Genomic DNA, 16,795 nt, shown 5'->3' on the forward strand with positions numbered 1-16,795 from the left:
ACGCAGGACACTCTCCTCACAGGACATGGCGCAGCGCACCCGCGAGCGGGCGCGGGTGCGGATGGGAACGGTGGGCGGCGTCAGCTATCGCTCGGCGTGGCGCCGAACACCGCCAGACTGGTGATCAGGCGCTCCAACGTGACGGCGCCGAGGAGTGCTCCGTCCTCGTCGACCACCGCGATGAGGGGGCTGTGCAGGCGCGCCATGAGGGCGGCGACCTCCAGCAGGGTCGCGTCGGCCCTCACGGTCACGGGTTTCACCGGTCGGCGCGGTGCGCAGTCGCCGACCGTCAGGTCGCCCAACTCCAGCCAGAAGCGGTCCGCGTGGGCCTCGTCGACGGCGCGCGCGAGTGCCGAGTCCTCCTGGTAGGCGCTGGGGACCGCCAAGCGCAACACCTGCGTTCCGGGCAGCACCATCTGCGGGTGTGAGCGCTCGTCGACGACGATGAGTCCCGGCAGGCGGCTCACCGCCATCACCCGCACGGCCTGCGCGACCGGATCGTGGACGGTGACCGTCGGCACGTTCACCGCGATATCGCTAGCGTGCATGAAATCAACCTGTTCGGCGTAGCGGTGGAAGTGCGCCTGCAGTGTCACGGCCGCATCACGGGTGATCGGGAGCGCCGGCGGCGGTGCCAGCGTGGGAGGTTTCGATCCGAACACGGCTGTCACCTCGTTCCTTCCGGCGTGGCGAACCGTCCGCACCAGTCTGTGAGGTGTCCGGCGGCGACACAATCGGGGTCAACACCCATTCGTGGGCGGTGCCGGCATGTAGGTGGCGAATGGGTGCCGCCCCGGATGGACAGGGTCCGGATCTCCCGGCAGCCTGGAACCGGAGGAGGCCGTGACCGTGTCGCTGTTCTGGCGGATCTTCCTGCTCAACGCCGTGGTGCTGGTGGTGGCCGTGGCGGCGCTGCTGCTCGGGCCGGTGACGGTGTCCACTCCGGTCTTGTTGACCGAAGCGGTGATCCTGTCAGGAGGGTTGGTGGTGATGTTGGTCGCCAACGCCTTGCTGCTGCGGTTGGGTCTGGCCCCGTTGGAGCGGCTCACCCGTGCGATGACCACGACGGACCTGCTGCGCCCCGGTCCGCGCCCCGCACCGACCGGTCACGGCGAGATCGCGGGTCTCATCAGGACCTTCAACACCATGCTCGACAGGTTGGAGGCCGAGCGTGGCGACAGCACCGCCCGCGCCCTGTCCGCGCAGGAGGCCGAGCGCAGCCGCATCGCCCGGGAACTGCACGACGAGGTCGGCCAGACCCTCACCGCCGTCCTGCTCGAACTCAAACGGGTGGCCGACCACGCACCGCCCACCGTGCGTGACGAGCTGCGCCAGGTGCAGGAGACCACCCGAGGCGGCCTCGACGAGATCCGGCGGATCGCCCGCCGGCTGCGCCCCGGCGTGCTGGAGGAACTCGGGCTGGTCAGCGCGCTCAAGGCACTGACCACCGAGATCGCCGACCACAGCGGGCTGTCGGTGCGCCACCGGTTCGACGGCAACCTCCCCGATCTCGGCACCGAGGTCGAACTGGTCGTCTACCGGGTCGCGCAGGAAGCTATCACCAACATCGCCCGCCACGCCCGCGCCCGCCACCTCGACCTCACCCTCACCCACGACCGCGACGGTGTGGACCTGCGCATCCGCGACGACGGCCGCGGGCTCGGCCGCGCACCCGAGGGCTCCGGCATCCGAGGCATGCGTGAACGAGCCCTGCTCATCGGCGCCGGACTCACCGTCGACTCCGATCCCGGCGGCGGCACCGAGGTGCGACTGCGCGTACCCACCCCCACCCGGAGCAGCTGACCATGTCGAAGCCGACGACCCGCGTCCTGCTCGCCGACGACCACGCGCTGGTCCGCCGGGGAGTCCGGCTGATCCTGGACGGCGAGCCGGACCTGACCGTGGTCGCCGAGGTCGGCGACGGCGCCGAGGCCATCGAGAAAGCCCGCGCCGAGCGTCCCGACCTGGCCATCCTCGACATCGCCATGCCCCGGCTGACCGGCCTGCAGGCCGCCCGGGAACTGTCCCGCCTCCAACCGGACCTGCGCATCCTCATCCTGACCATGTACGACAACGAGCAGTACTTCTTCGAAGCGCTCAAGGCCGGCGCCTCCGGCTACGTGCTCAAGTCGGTCGCCGACCGCGACCTGGTCGAAGCGTGCCGGGCCTCGATGCGCGGCGAGCCGTTCCTCTACCCCGGTGCGGTCACCGCGCTCATCCGCAACTACCTCGACCGCGTGCGCGACGGCGCCGACATCCCCGACAAGGCCATCACCGACCGCGAGGAGGAGATCCTCAAACTCGTCGCCGAAGGCCACTCCTCCAAGGACATCGCCGGCCTTCTGGTCATCAGCGTCAAGACCGTCGAGCGGCACCGGGCCAACCTTCTGCAGAAGCTCGGGCTCAAAGACCGGCTGGAACTCACCCGCTACGCGATCCGCGCCGGCCTCATCGAACCGTGAACAGAGGTGGCTCATGGACGACTGGCTCATCTGGCTGATCTTCGCGGTCGTACTGGGCGTCGCCGAGATCTTCAGCCTGACCGCCGCGCTGGGCATCCTCGGCGGGGCCGCCCTGGTCACCGCCGGGTCCGCCGCGCTCGGGCTGCCCCTGCCCCTGCAACTGCTGGTGTTCACCGTCGTGTCCACCGTCGGCGTCGTGCTCGTCCGCCCGATGGCCGTACGGCACATGCGGCGGCCCCAACTCGCGCGGTTCGGTGTGGACGCGCTCATCGGCACACCTGCCTACGTCATCCAGGACGTGACCGGACTCGACGGTCGGGTCCGCATCGGCGGGGAGGAGTGGACCGCCCGCGCCTACGACGACACCCTCGTGATCCCCGCCGGCACGGTCGTCGACGTCATGGAGATCCAGGGCAGCACCGCGCTCGTCTACCCCCGGGAGGGACCGTGGAAATCTCAGCCGCGTTGATCGCCACCCTGGTCATCGCCCTGCTCACCGTCTTCACCGTGCTGCGGGCGGTGCGCATCGTGCCCCAGGCCCGCGCCCGCAACGTCGAACGACTCGGCCGCTACCACCGCACGCTGCAGCCCGGCCTCAACTTCGTCATCCCCTACATCGACCGCGTCCACCCCAGGATGGACCTGCGCGAGCAGGTCGTGTCCTTCCAGCCGCAACCGGTCATCACCGAGGACAACCTGGTCGTCGAGATCGACACCGTGCTGTACTTCCAGGTCACCGACCCCCGTGCCGCGGCCTACGAGATCACCAACTACCTGCAGGCCGTCGAGCAGCTCACCGTCACCACCCTGCGCAACGTCGTCGGCTCCATGGACCTGGAGAAGACGCTCACCTCCCGCGACACCATCAACAGCCAACTGCGCGGTGTGCTCGACGACGCCACCGGCAAATGGGGCCTGCGGGTCAACCGCGTCGAGATCAAAGCCATCGACCCACCCGCCACCATCAAAGACGCCATGGAGAAACAGATGCGCGCCGAACGGGCCAAGCGCGCCGCCATCCTCGCCGCCGAAGGCCAACGACAATCACAGATCCTCACCGCCGAAGGCGACAAACAAGCCGCAGTCCTGCGCGCCGAAGGCAACCGCGCCGCCGAAATCCTCAAAGCCGAAGGACAGGCACGCGCCATCGACCAGGTCTTCCAAGCCGTCCACCGCAACGACCCCGACCCCAAACTCCTCGCCTACCACTACCTCCAGACCCTCCCCAAACTCGCCGAAGGACCCGGCAACACCCTCTTCGTCATCCCCAGCGAAGTCACCACCGCGCTGAACAGCGTGTCACGCGCCTTCACCGAAACCCTGCCCAAGTCCCCTGCCACCCGTCACACCGCCGCCTCCGACGAACTCGCGGACCGTGCGGCCGATCACGCGGCACAGGCGGCAGCGGCTGCGGTCGCCGACGCCGCCCGAGCCGAAACAAGCACCTCACAGCCGCCGCCGACCACGACGATCCACGTACCGACTCCCGGCGATGACGGCCGAGAGCCGCACGCCGACCGGACCGACAGCAACCACCGCGCACACCCGGTCTCACCGCCGCGCTCATGACCACCCACCGCGGCCAACCCTCGACGCCGACGACCACGAGGCTGACCCGAAGTGGCGCCGCCGGCAAGACCTACGGTTCTGGCGATCCGGCCTCTGAATCAGGTAGGCGTCCCCAGGATCTTGCCGCACTCGGCGGCAGCCCGATCGGTCCATCGCGTCGACCGGACTGCCGCCATACCGGCTTGTCGAGCCGGTGGCGTTGACGGAACGACAACGCCACCGAGGGCTCCCTGGCGCTAGGCCACGGCCATGTGCGCGAGCGCCAGCACGCTACCCGGACCGGTCAGGACACCGAGCGCCACAGCGCCGTACAACGGTTCATCCTTCACGAACATCCTCACCATCAGGCCACCCGCGGCCAAGACCGCGACGGCGAGCAGAGCGAGCACGACAACAGACATGTACGGGTCCTCACGGAAGTTGCGGTCATGCCCGGCACCCACCGCCGATCACCGCCACTCCGGCGTCGGCACGTGAAGTACCCGGCACAGGAGAAGAACACGACGTCGACGCCCCACATGCGATCCACCACGCCGTCCCCGGCCGGGGGCGTGCGCGACAGGCTTGGCGGAGCGGTTCAGGTCCGGCTCACCGGTTCACGCGAACGGTGGCGCCCGGCTCGACCGAGGTGTCGACTCCGCGACAGCCGCACCGGTCCCACCGGCCTCGTCGAGACGCCACCGGCCCTGCTGGGCGCACCCTCCGGTCGCGTGAGGGCGCACGGCCCACCAGGTCTCGGGCACAGCCACGGCCGGTACACACCGCGCCGCCATCGACACCCTCAGCCAGTCGTGGAGGTCGTCGTTCATCACCGGCGCCGCCGACACCGACTCCCGGAGCACAGGTGCTCCGAGCAGTGATGTCAGCTGCGGCCCGGCAGGTCCGACACCGGAGTGCGGCGTCACAGCCGCGCTTACGCCGAGAAGCACCAGCAGGAGGGCGAACAACAGCCCGAGACGACGCGTCCTCACCGCTGCCCGCACCGCCTCACCCCCTCCTCCACGGCATCAACGCACTCTTCCGCAGTGCGCACAGCCTACGTGGCGCGCCCAGCACCACAATGCGTACCGCGCGTCCGGCCCGCCGACGCCCTTCCAGTGGCGCCCGGCGACGGCACAGAGGGTCCGTGCCCGACATGCCTGCACGAACCCTCGCATCGGTTCGCGATCAGACAACTGGACCGTCGAATCGCCCGGAACGCGAGCACGACCGCGCAGCAGGTGCGTTCGTCACCAGGGCGGCGCGGGGCAAGCAAGGATGGTTGGCAGGTCAGCAGGCAAACCGTCTGGACCTGCACGCGGAGCAGACGCACATCGACGCCCTGACCCTGGACCGTACGTTCGCCATCGTCGGCACCGACAAGAACAACGCCGCCAGGCCGCTGGTCACGGTGGAGTCCCGCTGGACGTCCACGTGGACATCGACCCACGGACCCGCCGCGTCCGCGCCGCGCTGAAGCGGCAGTTCTCCGACGACGCCGAGGACGGCTCCACCGAGGCGCGGGCCATTTGGTACGGCTCCGAGGACGGCGGCGGGTCCTGGGTCGAGGACCAGCGCGACGAGCACGGCATGGCCAGTGTCCCGCTAGTCCCGATCGTCAACCGGCCGCGCGGTCGACGCGGCCACGCTTACGATCGCCGCCCAAGCCGGCGGGGCCGTGCAGCTGTTCAGCGCGGACCGGCTGCTGCCGCGCCGCGCATACCGCTGTGCGCTCGGCTACTCCGACGTGCAGATTCGGACATAGAGCCACTCGCGCAACCCCGTACCACCCACCTCGACCCACCGGCTGAGGACACCGGGCAGGACTCCGAACCGGACTACCGGGCGTTGTACGAGGAGACCCGCACGAAGTTGGCCTGTGCGGAGACCAAGGCGCGGGGGAACCGCGAGAAGGCCCGCCGTCTGGACGAAACCGAGGCCGCGAACAAGACTGACGCGGAGAAGGCCGCCGAGCGCGCCACCGCCGCCGAAGCTCAAAGCCACCCGGCCCCGTTGGCCGAGGCGCTGATCATCGACCTGATGCAGAAGGTCTGGGAGAACGGCGGCATGCAGATCAGCGAGACGGCCACCTTGATGTGCAATGCCTGGCAGAAGAAGCGGATGTTGACCCACGAGTTCGTCACCAAGAAGAACTACTGCGAGGAGTCCCGCAACGTCGGCGGTGCCGCGGTGTCCACCATCGAGACCGGCGTCGGCGGCGTGAACAGCAGGTTGAACCGCTGGACGTCCACCGTCACGGTGCAGGTGGTCTGCCTGGACCAGTGCCCCCGGTGCTGCTGGAGAAGCCCCGGCAGGGGTTCCTGTTCTGCGACCGCCGGCCAAGACCGGCAGCACGGACAGGGCGCAGATCTACGGCGAGATCTCGTTGGAGTACGGGCCGGAGATCGCTTACGGCGAGATCCCCAACTTCACCACCGGTCCTGTTCCCGCCGGGGGTGGTCGTGGAGTTCGTCAGCCCGCAGCACAAGGAGCTGGTCGTGGCCGACCGCGGCGTGCGGTTCGCCGACGGCGAGGCCGAGGTGACCGACAAGACGGTGATCGAGGCCCTGCGCGGGCTGCCCGCAGAGCTGGGCGTGAGCGGGGCCGGTAGGCGTCCGCCCAAGGACTCGGACGCGGCGGTACGACGAACACACGACTGATCGGGATACCGTCCCCGCGACGGTGAATCCGCAGTCCGGGCCGCAAGGGAGACGTCGTGCAGCTCACGGCCGTAGACCTGCCCCGCGACGGGTTTGTCCCGCCCGAGCCCGGGTAGGAGTCCATCTGCGGGTGCCGGTTTGGACCACACGTCGGGAACGACGTGTGCGAGGGCGGTCTCGTCGGTCAAGAAGCGGCCGGCGGGACCGTTCTGTCGCCGACGACCGGCACCGGCCGGACCGGATGCGTGCGCGGGGTCGGCGGTCGCGGCGTCCCGGGTCACAGCTCGCGGCGGTGCTCGATGAGCCAGGCGGCGGCTTGGTTCAGCTACACGTGAGTGCGTTGGGAGGACTCCACCAGCATCCGGAACGCCTGCACGGCGTCGATGTCGTGGCGGTGCATGAGGATGCCCTTGGCCATGCCGATCACGTCCCGGCTCTCGATCGCCAGGTGGAGTTGGGCTTCGGTCTGCGCCCCGGCGAGGGCGATCGCCGCGTGCGCGGCGAACAGCCGCCCGTCGTCGTCGGCCTGGTCGCCGAAGGCGTCGCGGGCACGGGAGTAGAGGTTCAGCGCGCCCAGGGTGGTGTCGCTGACGAACAGCCGGTAGGACAGCATCGACCGCAGCCCGGTCGCGGCGGCCTCGGGCGTGAACGCGGGCCAGCGGTCCTCCGCGATGAGGTCCCCGGTGCGGAAGACCCGGTGCTCGGCAATCGCGTCCAGGCACGGGCCCTGACCGGTGCGGAACTGCACCTCGTCGATCGTGGCGACGACGTCGCCGGTCGGCGCGACGGTGCGGACCTTGCGGCCCCGCTCGACCAGGGCGATCCCTGCGTACTGGGCACCCGGGACGTGGTCGACCGCGGCCTTGACGATCGCGGCGAGGGTGGACTCGACGTCGGGCTCGGCCTGCAACGTGCGGGCGATCGCGCCGAGCGTCGCTCCCAGGCTCGCACCAACGGCACCTTCACGATCGGTCACGGGCGATCCCTCCATCACCAGAGCGGACATCAGCGTAACGACTCCGACCAGCCACACAGGGCTCCTACCCGCACGGTAAGGCGACCCGTGATCCCGGTTACCCGGTTGCCAGTGATCACGAACACGGCCGTCGTTCCGGGAGGAGGTGGTGAGTGTCCACTGCCGCACTGCCTCCGTTGGCCACCGTCGCCAACGTCGCCAACGTCCAAGCCCGCACTGAAGCACAGCTGACCACTGAGCAGCAGACCCGCGCGGCGCTACTGGTCGGCGACGCCTCGGCCATCATCCACGCCCGCGTCCCGGACCTGTCCGACCCGCCGCGCGCGACCGCCCCCGGCGCAATCGCCACGGCCGTGCTGCGAGCGTTGGCCTCCCCACCGGACGGCAACAAGTCCGAGACCGTGGGCGGGCAGCACAACAACTTGCGTGCCTGCACGGACGCGTTCGGGTTCACCGGGTTGGTCGAACACTGGGGCGTGCCGCCTCCGGTCGTCGTGGTGGTCGTGGTGGTGGATGTCGAAGTGGAGGACGTGGTCGTGGAGACGGTGCCGCCGGTGCAGGTCGTCCCATTCAACGTGAACGTCGCAGGCACGCCCACCGCGTCGCCGGTCATGGTTCCGTTGAAACCGAACGACGCCGTGCCGCCGGTCGGGATCGAGCGGTTCCAGTCCACGTTGGACGCCGTCACGCTCGCCCCGGAGGCGCTGAACGTGGCGTTCCAGCCTTGGCCGAAGCGCTCCGAGCCGGGGAAGGACCACCGCAACGCCCAACCGTCGACGGGGTCCCCGAGGTTGGTGATCGTGACGTTCCCGGTGAACCCGCCCTGCCACTTGTTCTGCACCACGTAGTCGACCTTGCAGCCCGGGGCCGCGGACGCCACGCCGGCGACCACCAGGCCCCCGGTCAACGCGCTGACCGCCGCCACGGCGGCGAACGCTCGCACTCTCAACGAGGTCATGAGCACCATTGCTCCTTCTTCTACACCTCTGGGAGCGCTCCCAGAGCACCGCACCGGAAGTCGAACATCGAGGGATGAGGTCGTCAGGCCGAACCGGAGGCGCAGTCGGACACCGAGCTGCAGCGCGTTCCGGGGTGGCGGCACCTGCCGGCCCGGCACGGACACCGCCCGCCACGGGTGGCGCGCTCGACCGCCGGGGCGCTCTGACCCCTCGGCCGGGCCGGGCCGACCCCAGGATGGAGCCTGGCACCCCTCTGGGTCAAGAGTTGATTTCATCGTGATCAAAACACCGCCGCAAGGCTGTCCGCGCACTGCCGGCTCGAACGCTTCACGGAGGCATACTTAAGCGGTACAGCTTGGTAAAGCCGAAGTGGAGTACCTCAAACAGACGACTTGACTTAAGCGGTTAATGATCCCATCCTGCTGACACCGCCCCGCGTCTGACCAGTGAACTCACAAAGGAGTGAGAGCACATGCGGAGACTGTCCGCGATCATGGTCACCTTGATGCTGGCGCTCGCCGGGGCGACGCTGTTCGCCGTCCCAGCCGGTGCGAACAGCGTCCTCGACGCCCCGTCCTACTGCGCCGACCACCATGCGGACGGCGACGGGTGGGGGAACGACAACTACTGCTCGACACCCGACGACGTCGTCATGGCGGCCTGCCCCTCGGGCATGCGGTGCGGCTCGTACAGCATCAGCGGCCTGGGCAGCCGCAAGCAGCAGGTCCGCAACGCGGGCGCCAACGTGCTCGACCTGGCGGTAGCCATGCTGGAGACCGACCGCATGGACACCAACTACCCCTACGGCGACAACAAGCGGGACGACGCCGCCAACTTCGGCATCTTCAAGCAGAACTGGTACATGCTGCGCAGCAAGTGCGACCGCTTCCGCGGCCAGAGCACCAGCCAGTGGAACAACGGCGCCGCGCTCAACAGCAACCTCTCCGCCGACATCTCCTGCCTGCACCAGAGCCAGAACGCCTACGGCATGACCGTCTGGTTCGGCGGCCACCGCAACGGCCAGACCGGCATCAACAACCCCAACACCAGCGACATCAACGGCTACAAGGCCGCCATCTACTGGATCCGCGACCAGCTCAACAGCAACTCGGCCAACCTGAGCAACGACACGCGCTTCTGGGTAGACGTCAGGCCCATCTGATCGACGGTCCACACAGGACCGGGCGTCCGGCCGGGGTCGAGCAGCGATGGGCCGCCCCGGCCGGAGTCCGGTCGTCCACCGCACCGGGCCGCTCCCCCGGTGTGGGATCAGACGGCACCGGTGATCGCGGCCTTGATGGCGAGCACAGCGGCGGCGCGTGCCCATTCACCGAAGTCGAACGGCTGCACGGTCAGGTCGATCAGAGCGGAATCGTCCTCGTAGGTCTCCTCGATGCCGTCGTGGACCTGTCCGGTGGCGAGTTCGTAGATGGGCAGACCGTCCCCCGTGAGGAGGATCTTGGCCGGGTCGACGAAGTTCGCCGCGTGCCCGATGAGGACACCAAGCGCATAACCGGCCTCGGCGAAGACCTTCTGGGCATCGGGGTCATCGGCCCGCGCTCTCTCGACCGCCTCGTCGAAGGTGTCGCAGCCGTCGACCCGGCGGGCGATGACATGGCCCATCAGGTAGCTGGAGGCACAGCCCCGGTGCCCGTAGCCGCACTGCGGCCCCTGGGGATCGACCAGGAGGTGGGCGAAACGAGGAGGTAGGCGGTGTGCGCCCTGGACGAGTTTGCCGTCGATGATCAGGCCGGTGCCGACGCCCGCGCCGATGGTGATCACCACCATCGACTCCACACCCGCACCGACGCCGAACCAGTGCTCGGCCGAGGTCAACGCCTGGACGTCGTTGTCGACCGCGACGGGCAGCCCGGTCGCTCGCATGACCGACTCCGCGAGCGACACGCCCTCCCAGCCCAGGAACCCGGCGTTGACGACGACGCCGTCGCGGACGACACCGCCGAGCGTGACACCGATCCCGGTCAACCATGGCCGGTCGGTCGCGAGCTCGGCAACCAGGGAGACGACCTCGGCGGGGTCGGTGGAGCGCAACGGCTGCTCGACCGCGTCGGTCACGGTGGCGGTCAGGTCGGCGACGACGGCATAGAGGCGGTCGGCGGTGAGCTTCACGCCCAGGAAACGGTGCGCCTCGCCGCGGACGTGCAGGATCTCCGAAGGGCGACCGGTGGCGGAGCGCAGTTCGGTGCCGCCCTCGACCAGCAGCCCGTGACCGACCAGCACCCTGGCCGCGCGGGTGAGGGTCGCCCTCGACAAGCGCACCCGCGGGGCGATCTCGGCCCGGGGCATGGCCCCGTTGATCAGCACCTCCAGCAGCACGTCACGGGCTGCTTCGGGCAGGTCCGGCCACGTCGGCGTGGCACGGGCGCGGGCGGGCGTCGTCACGACGCGACGATACCGTTCGGACCGGTGCCGGCCTTGGGTCGGCAACGCCAGGAGCCGAACACGACCGGACGGCATCCGGCACAGCTTCCGACGTCTACAACACACCATTGACTTCGTTTCATCGTGTGATTAACTATGTGCGCCGCCGCCTCGTCGTCACCCCGCGTGGATCAAGGAGATCGCATGCGCGCCCTACGACACACGGCCGAGCCCCCGTCGCTCTCACACCGGTCGTCCCGGCGCTGAGCAGGGTCGGCGTCCCGCCTTCACACACCGACACCGGGCCAAGCCCTGTCGGCCTGGACTGTTCACCCCCGAGGGAGAAGAAGTGGAACCAGAACGACCGGCCCCCACCGACGCGAGCCGGCGACGCAAGCCCATCCGCCCACTCCTGGCGGCCCTCGTGGCCGTCCCGGTGCTCGTGGGCACCTTCCTGACCGTCATCAGCACCGCCTCGGCGGCCACCACCACGATCAAAGGCGTCGGCTCCGGCCGCTGCGTCGAGGTACCGGGGTCCTCCCAGACCAACGGCACCCAGGTCGCCCTGCGCGACTGCACCGGCGGCGCGAACCAGACCTTCGACACCACCTCCTCCCGCCAGTTGCAGGTGTACGGCACCAAGTGCCTCAACGCCGCCGGCAGCGGCACCACCCCGGGCACCGCGGTCACCATCTGGGACTGCAACGGCAGCGCCGGCCAGCAGTGGAACGTCAACACCGATGGCACGATCCGCGGCGTGCAGTCCGGGTTGTGCCTCGACGCCACCGGCGCGGGCACCGCCAACGGCACCCTGATCGTGCTCTGGACCTGCACCGGCGCGTCCAACCAGCGGTGGACCACCACCGGCGGGCCCACCACGACCACCACGACCCCGCCGGCGGGCACCACCCCCGTCGCCCGGCACGGGCAACTGCGCGTCTGCGGCACCACGATGTGCGACCGCAACGGCGCCCGGGTCCAACTGCGCGGCGTGAGCAGCTTCTGGCTGAACTGGGAGAACCCTGCCTACTCCCAGAACCTCTCGGCGCTGCGGTGGATGCGGGACAACTGGAACCTCCAGGTCATCCGCGCCGCGATGGGCGTGGAGCCGTCCGGCGCCTACCTCAGCGACCCCGACAGGGCCCGCGGCCAGGTCGAGACGATCATCAACAACGCCGTCGCCGCCGGGGTCTACGTGATCGTGGACTACCACGCCCACGAGGCGCAGAACTCGCGGTCGCAGGCGGTCGCGTTCTTCAGCGACCTGGCCCGCCGCTACGGCCACCTGCCCAACGTCATCTGGGAACCCTGGAACGAACCCCTCCAGGTTAGCTGGACCGGCGTCGTCAAGCCCTACCACCAGGCCGTGGTCTCCGCCATCCGCGCCGCCGACCCCGACAACATCATCGTGCTCGGCACGCCGAACTGGTCCCAGGGCGTCGACCAAGCCGCAGCCAGCCCGGTGTCCGGCACCAACCTCATGTACACGCTGCACTTCTACTCCTGCAGCCACGGCTCCTGGCTGCGCGACAGGGGCAACACCGCCATCCGCGCCGGTCTCGCGCTGTTCGTCACCGAGTGGGGCGCCAGCCACGCCGACGGCGGCCTCGACGGCCGGACCTGCTTGCCCGAGGCGCAGGCATGGATCGACTGGATGCGCGCCAACGGCATCTCCTGGACCGCCTGGAAGCTCCACACCGGCAGCGACTCCACCAACCTGCTCAGGGCAGGCGCACCCGTCACCGGGGGCTGGAGCAACTACCTACACGGTCACGCACCCTTCGTCGTGGCCAACATGAGGTAGCGCAACTCTGTCAGAGCACCGGTGTCCGGTCCGGCACGCGCAGGGCGGACCGGACACCGCAGCCGCTCGGTGCCGAAGAAGAGATGGAGGTTCGGCATGTCGCGCTCGCGCGTCCTCGCTGTGGTGTTGTCGGTTCTGGGTGGTGCTGTCGTCGGCGCCAGCCCCGGCACCGCGTCCGCCGCTCCCCCGGGCGACCTGTACGCGACCTACTTGGAAAACCCCGCCATGGTCGCCGAGCACCAGGAACCGGCGCACGCCTTCCTGCCACCGCACGCTGACGTGCCCTCGGCCGTCCGGGGTGACGAGCGCACGCCGTACACGCGTTCCCTGGACGGTGACTGGCGCATCGCGATGGCCAAGCGACCCGAGGAGGTCCCGGTCGGTTTCCACGCCGAGGACTTCGACACGTCCCGCTGGCAGCGGGTCACCGTGCCCCACACGTGGCAGACCGACGGGCTGGACCACCCGATCTTCCGCAACATCGCCACCGAGATCCAGCCCGACGACCCGCCCCGCGTGCCACGCGACGTCAACCCGACCGGTGCGTACGCCAAGGACTTCGACGTCCCGCGCGACTGGGCCGACCGCACCACCGTGCTCCGCTTCGAAGGCGTCACGTCGGCCTACTTCGTGTGGGTCAACGGCACCTACGTCGGCTACGACCAGGGCGGCTACACCCCGGCCGAGTTCGACATCTCGGCCGCCCTCAAGCCGGGCCGCAACCGCGTCGCCGTGCAGGTGCACCGCTGGAGCGCGGGCGCCTACCTGGAGGATGTCGACCAGTGGCGGTACTCGGGCATCTTCCGCTCGGTCCACTTGGTCTCCACGCCCGCCACGCACGTCCACGACGTCACCCTGCGCACCGACCTCGATGAGACCTACACCGACGCCGTGCTGTCCGCCGACGTCGAGGTGGCGCGCAAGCCCGGTGGCACGACCGGCGCGCACAGCCTGGCGCTGAGCCTGCGCGACGAGCGCGGCAAAGAGATCGCGTCCGCCGCCCAGGACGTCGAGATCACCGACAGGGGCGGCGCCGCCCGGTTCGAGCTGCCCGTCCGCGACCCGGCCAAGTGGACCGACGAGACGCCCAACCTGCACACCGTCGTGCTCACCCTGACCGCGCCCGACGGCACGACGCACCTCACCTCCGAGACCACCGGCTTCCGCGAGATCGAGATCCGCGACAAGCAGCTGCTGGTCAACGGCAAGCGAGTCCTGTTCAAGGGCGTGAACCGCGCCGAGACCGACCCCGACCACGGCAGGCACGTGCCGCGTGCGGCGCAGGAGCGCGACGTGGCGCTGATGGAGCAGCTCAACATCAACGCGGTGCGCACCTCGCACTACCCGTCCGACCCCTACTTCTACGAGCTGGCCGACAAGCACGGGCTGTGGATCGCCGACGAGGTCGACATCGAGACCCACAACCACGAGGACTGCTCACGCTGGTGCCAGGCCAACCAGCCGGAGTGGCGCGCCGCGTTCCTGGACCGCTTCACCGCCATGGTCGAGCGGGACAAGAACCACCCGAGCGTGTTCCTCTGGGACACCGGCAACGAGGCCGGTCTCGGCGCGCACCACTACGCCATGGCCGAGTGGCTGGACGCCAACGAACCCACCCGGCCCAAGTACCACCAGTCCAACAACCCCGACGGCGACGCGCCGTTCGCCGACGTCTGGGGCCCGCGCTACCCGTCACCCGAGCGGTTCGAAGAACAGGCGAAGAGCACCACCAAGCCGGTCATCCTCGGCGAGTACGCGCACGCGATGGGCAACAGCCTCGGCAACTTCCGCGAGTTCTGGGACACCATCCGGGCCAACCCCGCCACCCAGGGCGGCTTCATCTGGGACTGGGCCGAGGGCAGCATCCGGCAGCGGGTGCGCATCCTGCCCGACTCGTCCGGCAACAACATCTCCGCGCACCTGTCCGGCGCACCGGAGCTGGTCGACGGGCATCGCGGCAAGGCGCTGCACCTGTCCGGCCTGGACGACTTCGTGGAGGTCTACCGCGACCGCAGGCTCGACATCACCGGCAAGGCGCTGACCCTGGACGCGTGGGTCAAGCCCGCGGCCTGGAGCGGTGACTTCCGGATCCTCGGCAAGGGCGACCACCAGTACGCGCTGAAGATGAAGGACGAGCGCACGCTGGAGTTCTTCATCCACAGCGGCACCTGGCGCGCGGTGCGGGCCACCGTGCCGAGTGACTTCTACGGGAACTGGCATCGCGTCAGCGGCACCTACGACGGCACGGCGCTGCGGCTCTACATCGACGGCCGCGAGGTCGCGAGCACACCGTTCACCGGCGCGATCGACCCTTCGTCGGCCGAGGTCAACATCGGCCGTGACTTCGAGACGTCCTGGAACGACCCGAGCAACGTCGGCCGGATGGCCCACGGCACCGTGGACGACGTCCGCATCTACGACCGCCCTCTCACCCCGGCCGAGCTGACCGCACCGGAACCTGTGGGCGGCGCGGTGCTGGCGCTGGACTTCGACCGCGTCGAGGAGCGCGGCACCCACCTGTCCTACGGCTCCAGCATCTCCGGCCTGGACGGCCTGGTCAGCCCGGACCGCGATCCCCAGCCCGAGACGACGCAGCTGGCGTGGGCCCAGCAGCCACTGCGGTTCGGCTACACCGGCGGCGCGCTGTCGGTGTTCAACGAGCGGCAGTTCACCGGCACCGACGAACTGGCACTGAGGTGGCGCGTCACCGAGGGCTCGCGGGTCGTTACCCGCGGGGAACAGCCGCTGCGCGTGGCGGCGAACTCGACCGGCACGATTCGGATCCCCGTACCGCCGAACCCGGCCGACCGCGAACGGTTCCTCACCGTGGAGGCCGTCACTTCCTCGGCGCAGCCGATGGTGCCGGCGGGGCATGTTCTCGCCCACGACCAGTTCTCGCTGGGCGGCACCAGGATCCCGGGTCTCGACCAGGACCTGGGCACTCGCGGCGGCACTGCCGCGATCACGACCGACGACGCTGCCGCGGTCACGGCGTCCGCCGAGGGCGTCAGCTACACGGTGGACAGAAGGACCGGGTCACTGTCGTCGATCAAGGTGCGCGATCGCGAACTGCTGCGCACCGGACCGAAGCTCGACGCGTGGCGCGCTCCGATCAGCAACGAGACCTTCCGGTGGGGCCGCGCGGAAGGCGAGGACTGGCGTGCGGTCGGACTCGACCGGCTCGCCACGACCGTCACCGGCATCCGCGCCGAACCGGCTCCCCCCGGCAGCGTGCGCGTCGTCGTGGACAGCCGGGTGGCTGCCCCCGACGTCACCGGCGCCTGGTTCGACCAGACCATGACCTACACCATCGAACGCGGCGGCGTGCTGCGGCTCGGACACAAGGTCACGCCGCAAGGCGCGATGCGCACGCTGCCCTACCTGCCCCGGATCGGCGTCTCGCTCGCCGTGCCCGACAGCTACGACCGGTTCTCCTGGTACGGCCGCGAAGCCGAGAGCTACGTCGACCGCAAGGACGGCACGCCCATCGGCGTCCACTCGTCCACCGTCGACGAGCAGTACGTCGACTACCACCGCCCGCAGGACCACGGCAACCACACGGACGCCCGCTGGGCGCTGCTGACCGATGGCAAGACCGGCGGCCTGCTCGTGGCGGGCGCGAAGGACGTCAGCGTGACGCCGTACGACGACCTCGACCGGGCCGCGTACCCGTTCCAGCTCCAGCGCAACAAGGGCTGGGTCACCCTGCACGCGAGCCACGCCGTCACCGGTGTGGGCGACACCCCCAACCCCGTACGGCCCGCCGGCCAGGTCCGACCCGACACCACCTACGAATACACGCTTTCCCTGCGGCCGTTGGCCGTCCAGGAAGCCCGCGCGGGAGCACCCAACGGCGGATGACCACGATGGACAGAAAGGAGCACGTCTGCAGAAGCGCACACTTCTGCAACCCCCGGCTCCGCCCTACAGGTTCGCCCGACTACGGACGATCCGGTCGCCGGCGTGCTGTGGGTCCGCGAGCCCGGCACACCATCAAGAGCACT

15 protein-coding genes are annotated in these 16,795 nt (G+C 69.6%); 10 read left to right on the plus strand and 5 right to left on the minus strand.

What is annotated here, in order from left to right:
* Nucleotides 1-80: 80 nt before the first annotated feature.
* The gene (locus tag A6A25_RS20660) at nucleotides 81-671 is read right to left on the minus strand and encodes a CBS domain-containing protein (RefSeq protein ID WP_206745045.1); all 591 of its coding nucleotides are present in this window, start codon (nucleotides 669-671) and stop codon (nucleotides 81-83) included.
* A gap of 172 nt (nucleotides 672-843) precedes the next feature.
* On the opposite strand from A6A25_RS20660, the gene A6A25_RS20665 reads away from it, so the two are divergent.
* Genes A6A25_RS20665 through A6A25_RS20680 form a run of 4 tightly spaced genes read left to right on the plus strand, consistent with a single transcriptional unit; the run spans nucleotide 844 to nucleotide 4,031 of the window.
* On the plus strand, nucleotides 844-1,803 hold the full coding sequence (locus tag A6A25_RS20665; protein ID WP_241828817.1) for a HAMP domain-containing sensor histidine kinase: 960 nt from the start codon (nucleotides 844-846) through the stop codon (nucleotides 1,801-1,803).
* A 2-nt stretch (nucleotides 1,804-1,805) separates the two neighbouring features.
* Nucleotides 1,806-2,462, plus strand: coding sequence for a response regulator (locus A6A25_RS20670; RefSeq protein WP_073892404.1), 657 nt, complete (start codon nucleotides 1,806-1,808; stop codon nucleotides 2,460-2,462).
* Between the two features lie 13 nt (nucleotides 2,463-2,475).
* A complete protein-coding gene (locus tag A6A25_RS20675; RefSeq protein WP_073892405.1) occupies nucleotides 2,476-2,931 on the plus strand; it encodes an NfeD family protein in 456 nt (151 codons plus the stop codon).
* Nucleotides 2,910-4,031, plus strand: coding sequence for an SPFH domain-containing protein (locus A6A25_RS20680; protein WP_083668510.1), 1,122 nt, complete (start codon nucleotides 2,910-2,912; stop codon nucleotides 4,029-4,031). The genes A6A25_RS20675 and A6A25_RS20680 overlap by 22 nt, the downstream gene beginning before the upstream one ends.
* Before the next feature lie 236 nt (nucleotides 4,032-4,267).
* Here the strand turns inward: A6A25_RS20680 and A6A25_RS44140 are convergent, their stop codons facing one another.
* Complete coding sequence (locus A6A25_RS44140; RefSeq protein ID WP_158073772.1) at nucleotides 4,268-4,432, minus strand: hypothetical protein; 165 nt, start codon at nucleotides 4,430-4,432, stop codon at nucleotides 4,268-4,270.
* Between the two features lie 725 nt (nucleotides 4,433-5,157).
* Here A6A25_RS44140 and A6A25_RS43170 point away from each other — a divergent pair.
* The 3 genes from A6A25_RS43170 to A6A25_RS20700 all read left to right on the plus strand — a co-directional run bounded on the left by A6A25_RS43170 (nucleotide 5,158) and on the right by A6A25_RS20700 (nucleotide 6,670).
* Nucleotides 5,158-5,487 carry a hypothetical protein gene (locus tag A6A25_RS43170; RefSeq protein ID WP_143193301.1) on the plus strand — a complete coding sequence of 110 codons (330 nt, stop codon included), beginning with the start codon at nucleotides 5,158-5,160 and terminating at the stop codon, nucleotides 5,485-5,487.
* Between the two features lie 113 nt (nucleotides 5,488-5,600).
* Nucleotides 5,601-6,554 carry an SU10 major capsid protein gene (locus tag A6A25_RS46875; protein ID WP_380734555.1) on the plus strand — a complete coding sequence of 318 codons (954 nt, stop codon included), beginning with the start codon at nucleotides 5,601-5,603 and terminating at the stop codon, nucleotides 6,552-6,554.
* Nucleotides 6,473-6,670: a hypothetical protein gene (locus A6A25_RS20700; protein ID WP_073892525.1), complete on the plus strand. Its 198-nt coding sequence runs from the start codon at nucleotides 6,473-6,475 to the stop codon at nucleotides 6,668-6,670. The genes A6A25_RS46875 and A6A25_RS20700 overlap by 82 nt, the downstream gene beginning before the upstream one ends.
* A 325-nt stretch (nucleotides 6,671-6,995) precedes the next feature.
* Here A6A25_RS20700 and A6A25_RS20705 read toward each other — a convergent pair whose 3' ends face one another.
* Nucleotides 6,996-7,646 (minus strand): GAF and ANTAR domain-containing protein, encoded by a 651-nt coding sequence (locus A6A25_RS20705; protein ID WP_241828819.1) that lies wholly within the window; start codon nucleotides 7,644-7,646, stop codon nucleotides 6,996-6,998.
* A 115-nt stretch (nucleotides 7,647-7,761) separates the two neighbouring features.
* Nucleotides 7,762-8,880: a cellulose-binding domain-containing protein gene (locus A6A25_RS20710; protein WP_338013220.1), complete on the minus strand. Its 1,119-nt coding sequence runs from the start codon at nucleotides 8,878-8,880 to the stop codon at nucleotides 7,762-7,764.
* 197 nt (nucleotides 8,881-9,077) lie between these two features.
* On the opposite strand from A6A25_RS20710, the gene A6A25_RS20715 reads away from it, so the two are divergent.
* Nucleotides 9,078-9,767, plus strand: coding sequence for a hypothetical protein (locus tag A6A25_RS20715; RefSeq protein ID WP_073892413.1), 690 nt, complete (start codon nucleotides 9,078-9,080; stop codon nucleotides 9,765-9,767).
* Between the two features lie 107 nt (nucleotides 9,768-9,874).
* Here the strand turns inward: A6A25_RS20715 and A6A25_RS20720 are convergent, their stop codons facing one another.
* On the minus strand, nucleotides 9,875-11,008 hold the full coding sequence (locus A6A25_RS20720) for an ROK family transcriptional regulator (RefSeq protein ID WP_241828820.1): 1,134 nt from the start codon (nucleotides 11,006-11,008) through the stop codon (nucleotides 9,875-9,877).
* Nucleotides 11,009-11,336: 328 nt separating this feature from the next.
* On the opposite strand from A6A25_RS20720, the gene A6A25_RS45610 reads away from it, so the two are divergent.
* The gene (locus A6A25_RS45610) at nucleotides 11,337-12,791 is read left to right on the plus strand and encodes a cellulase family glycosylhydrolase (RefSeq protein ID WP_073892415.1); all 1,455 of its coding nucleotides are present in this window, start codon (nucleotides 11,337-11,339) and stop codon (nucleotides 12,789-12,791) included.
* Between the two features lie 96 nt (nucleotides 12,792-12,887).
* Entirely contained in the window at nucleotides 12,888-16,652 is a 3,765-nt protein-coding gene (locus A6A25_RS20730; RefSeq protein ID WP_073892416.1) for a glycoside hydrolase family 2 TIM barrel-domain containing protein, read from the plus strand.
* Nucleotides 16,653-16,795 lie beyond the last annotated feature (143 nt).

Origin of the sequence: Saccharothrix sp. CB00851 (assembly GCF_001905065.1) — a bacterium.
Taxonomy (GTDB): domain Bacteria; phylum Actinomycetota; class Actinomycetes; order Mycobacteriales; family Pseudonocardiaceae; genus Actinosynnema.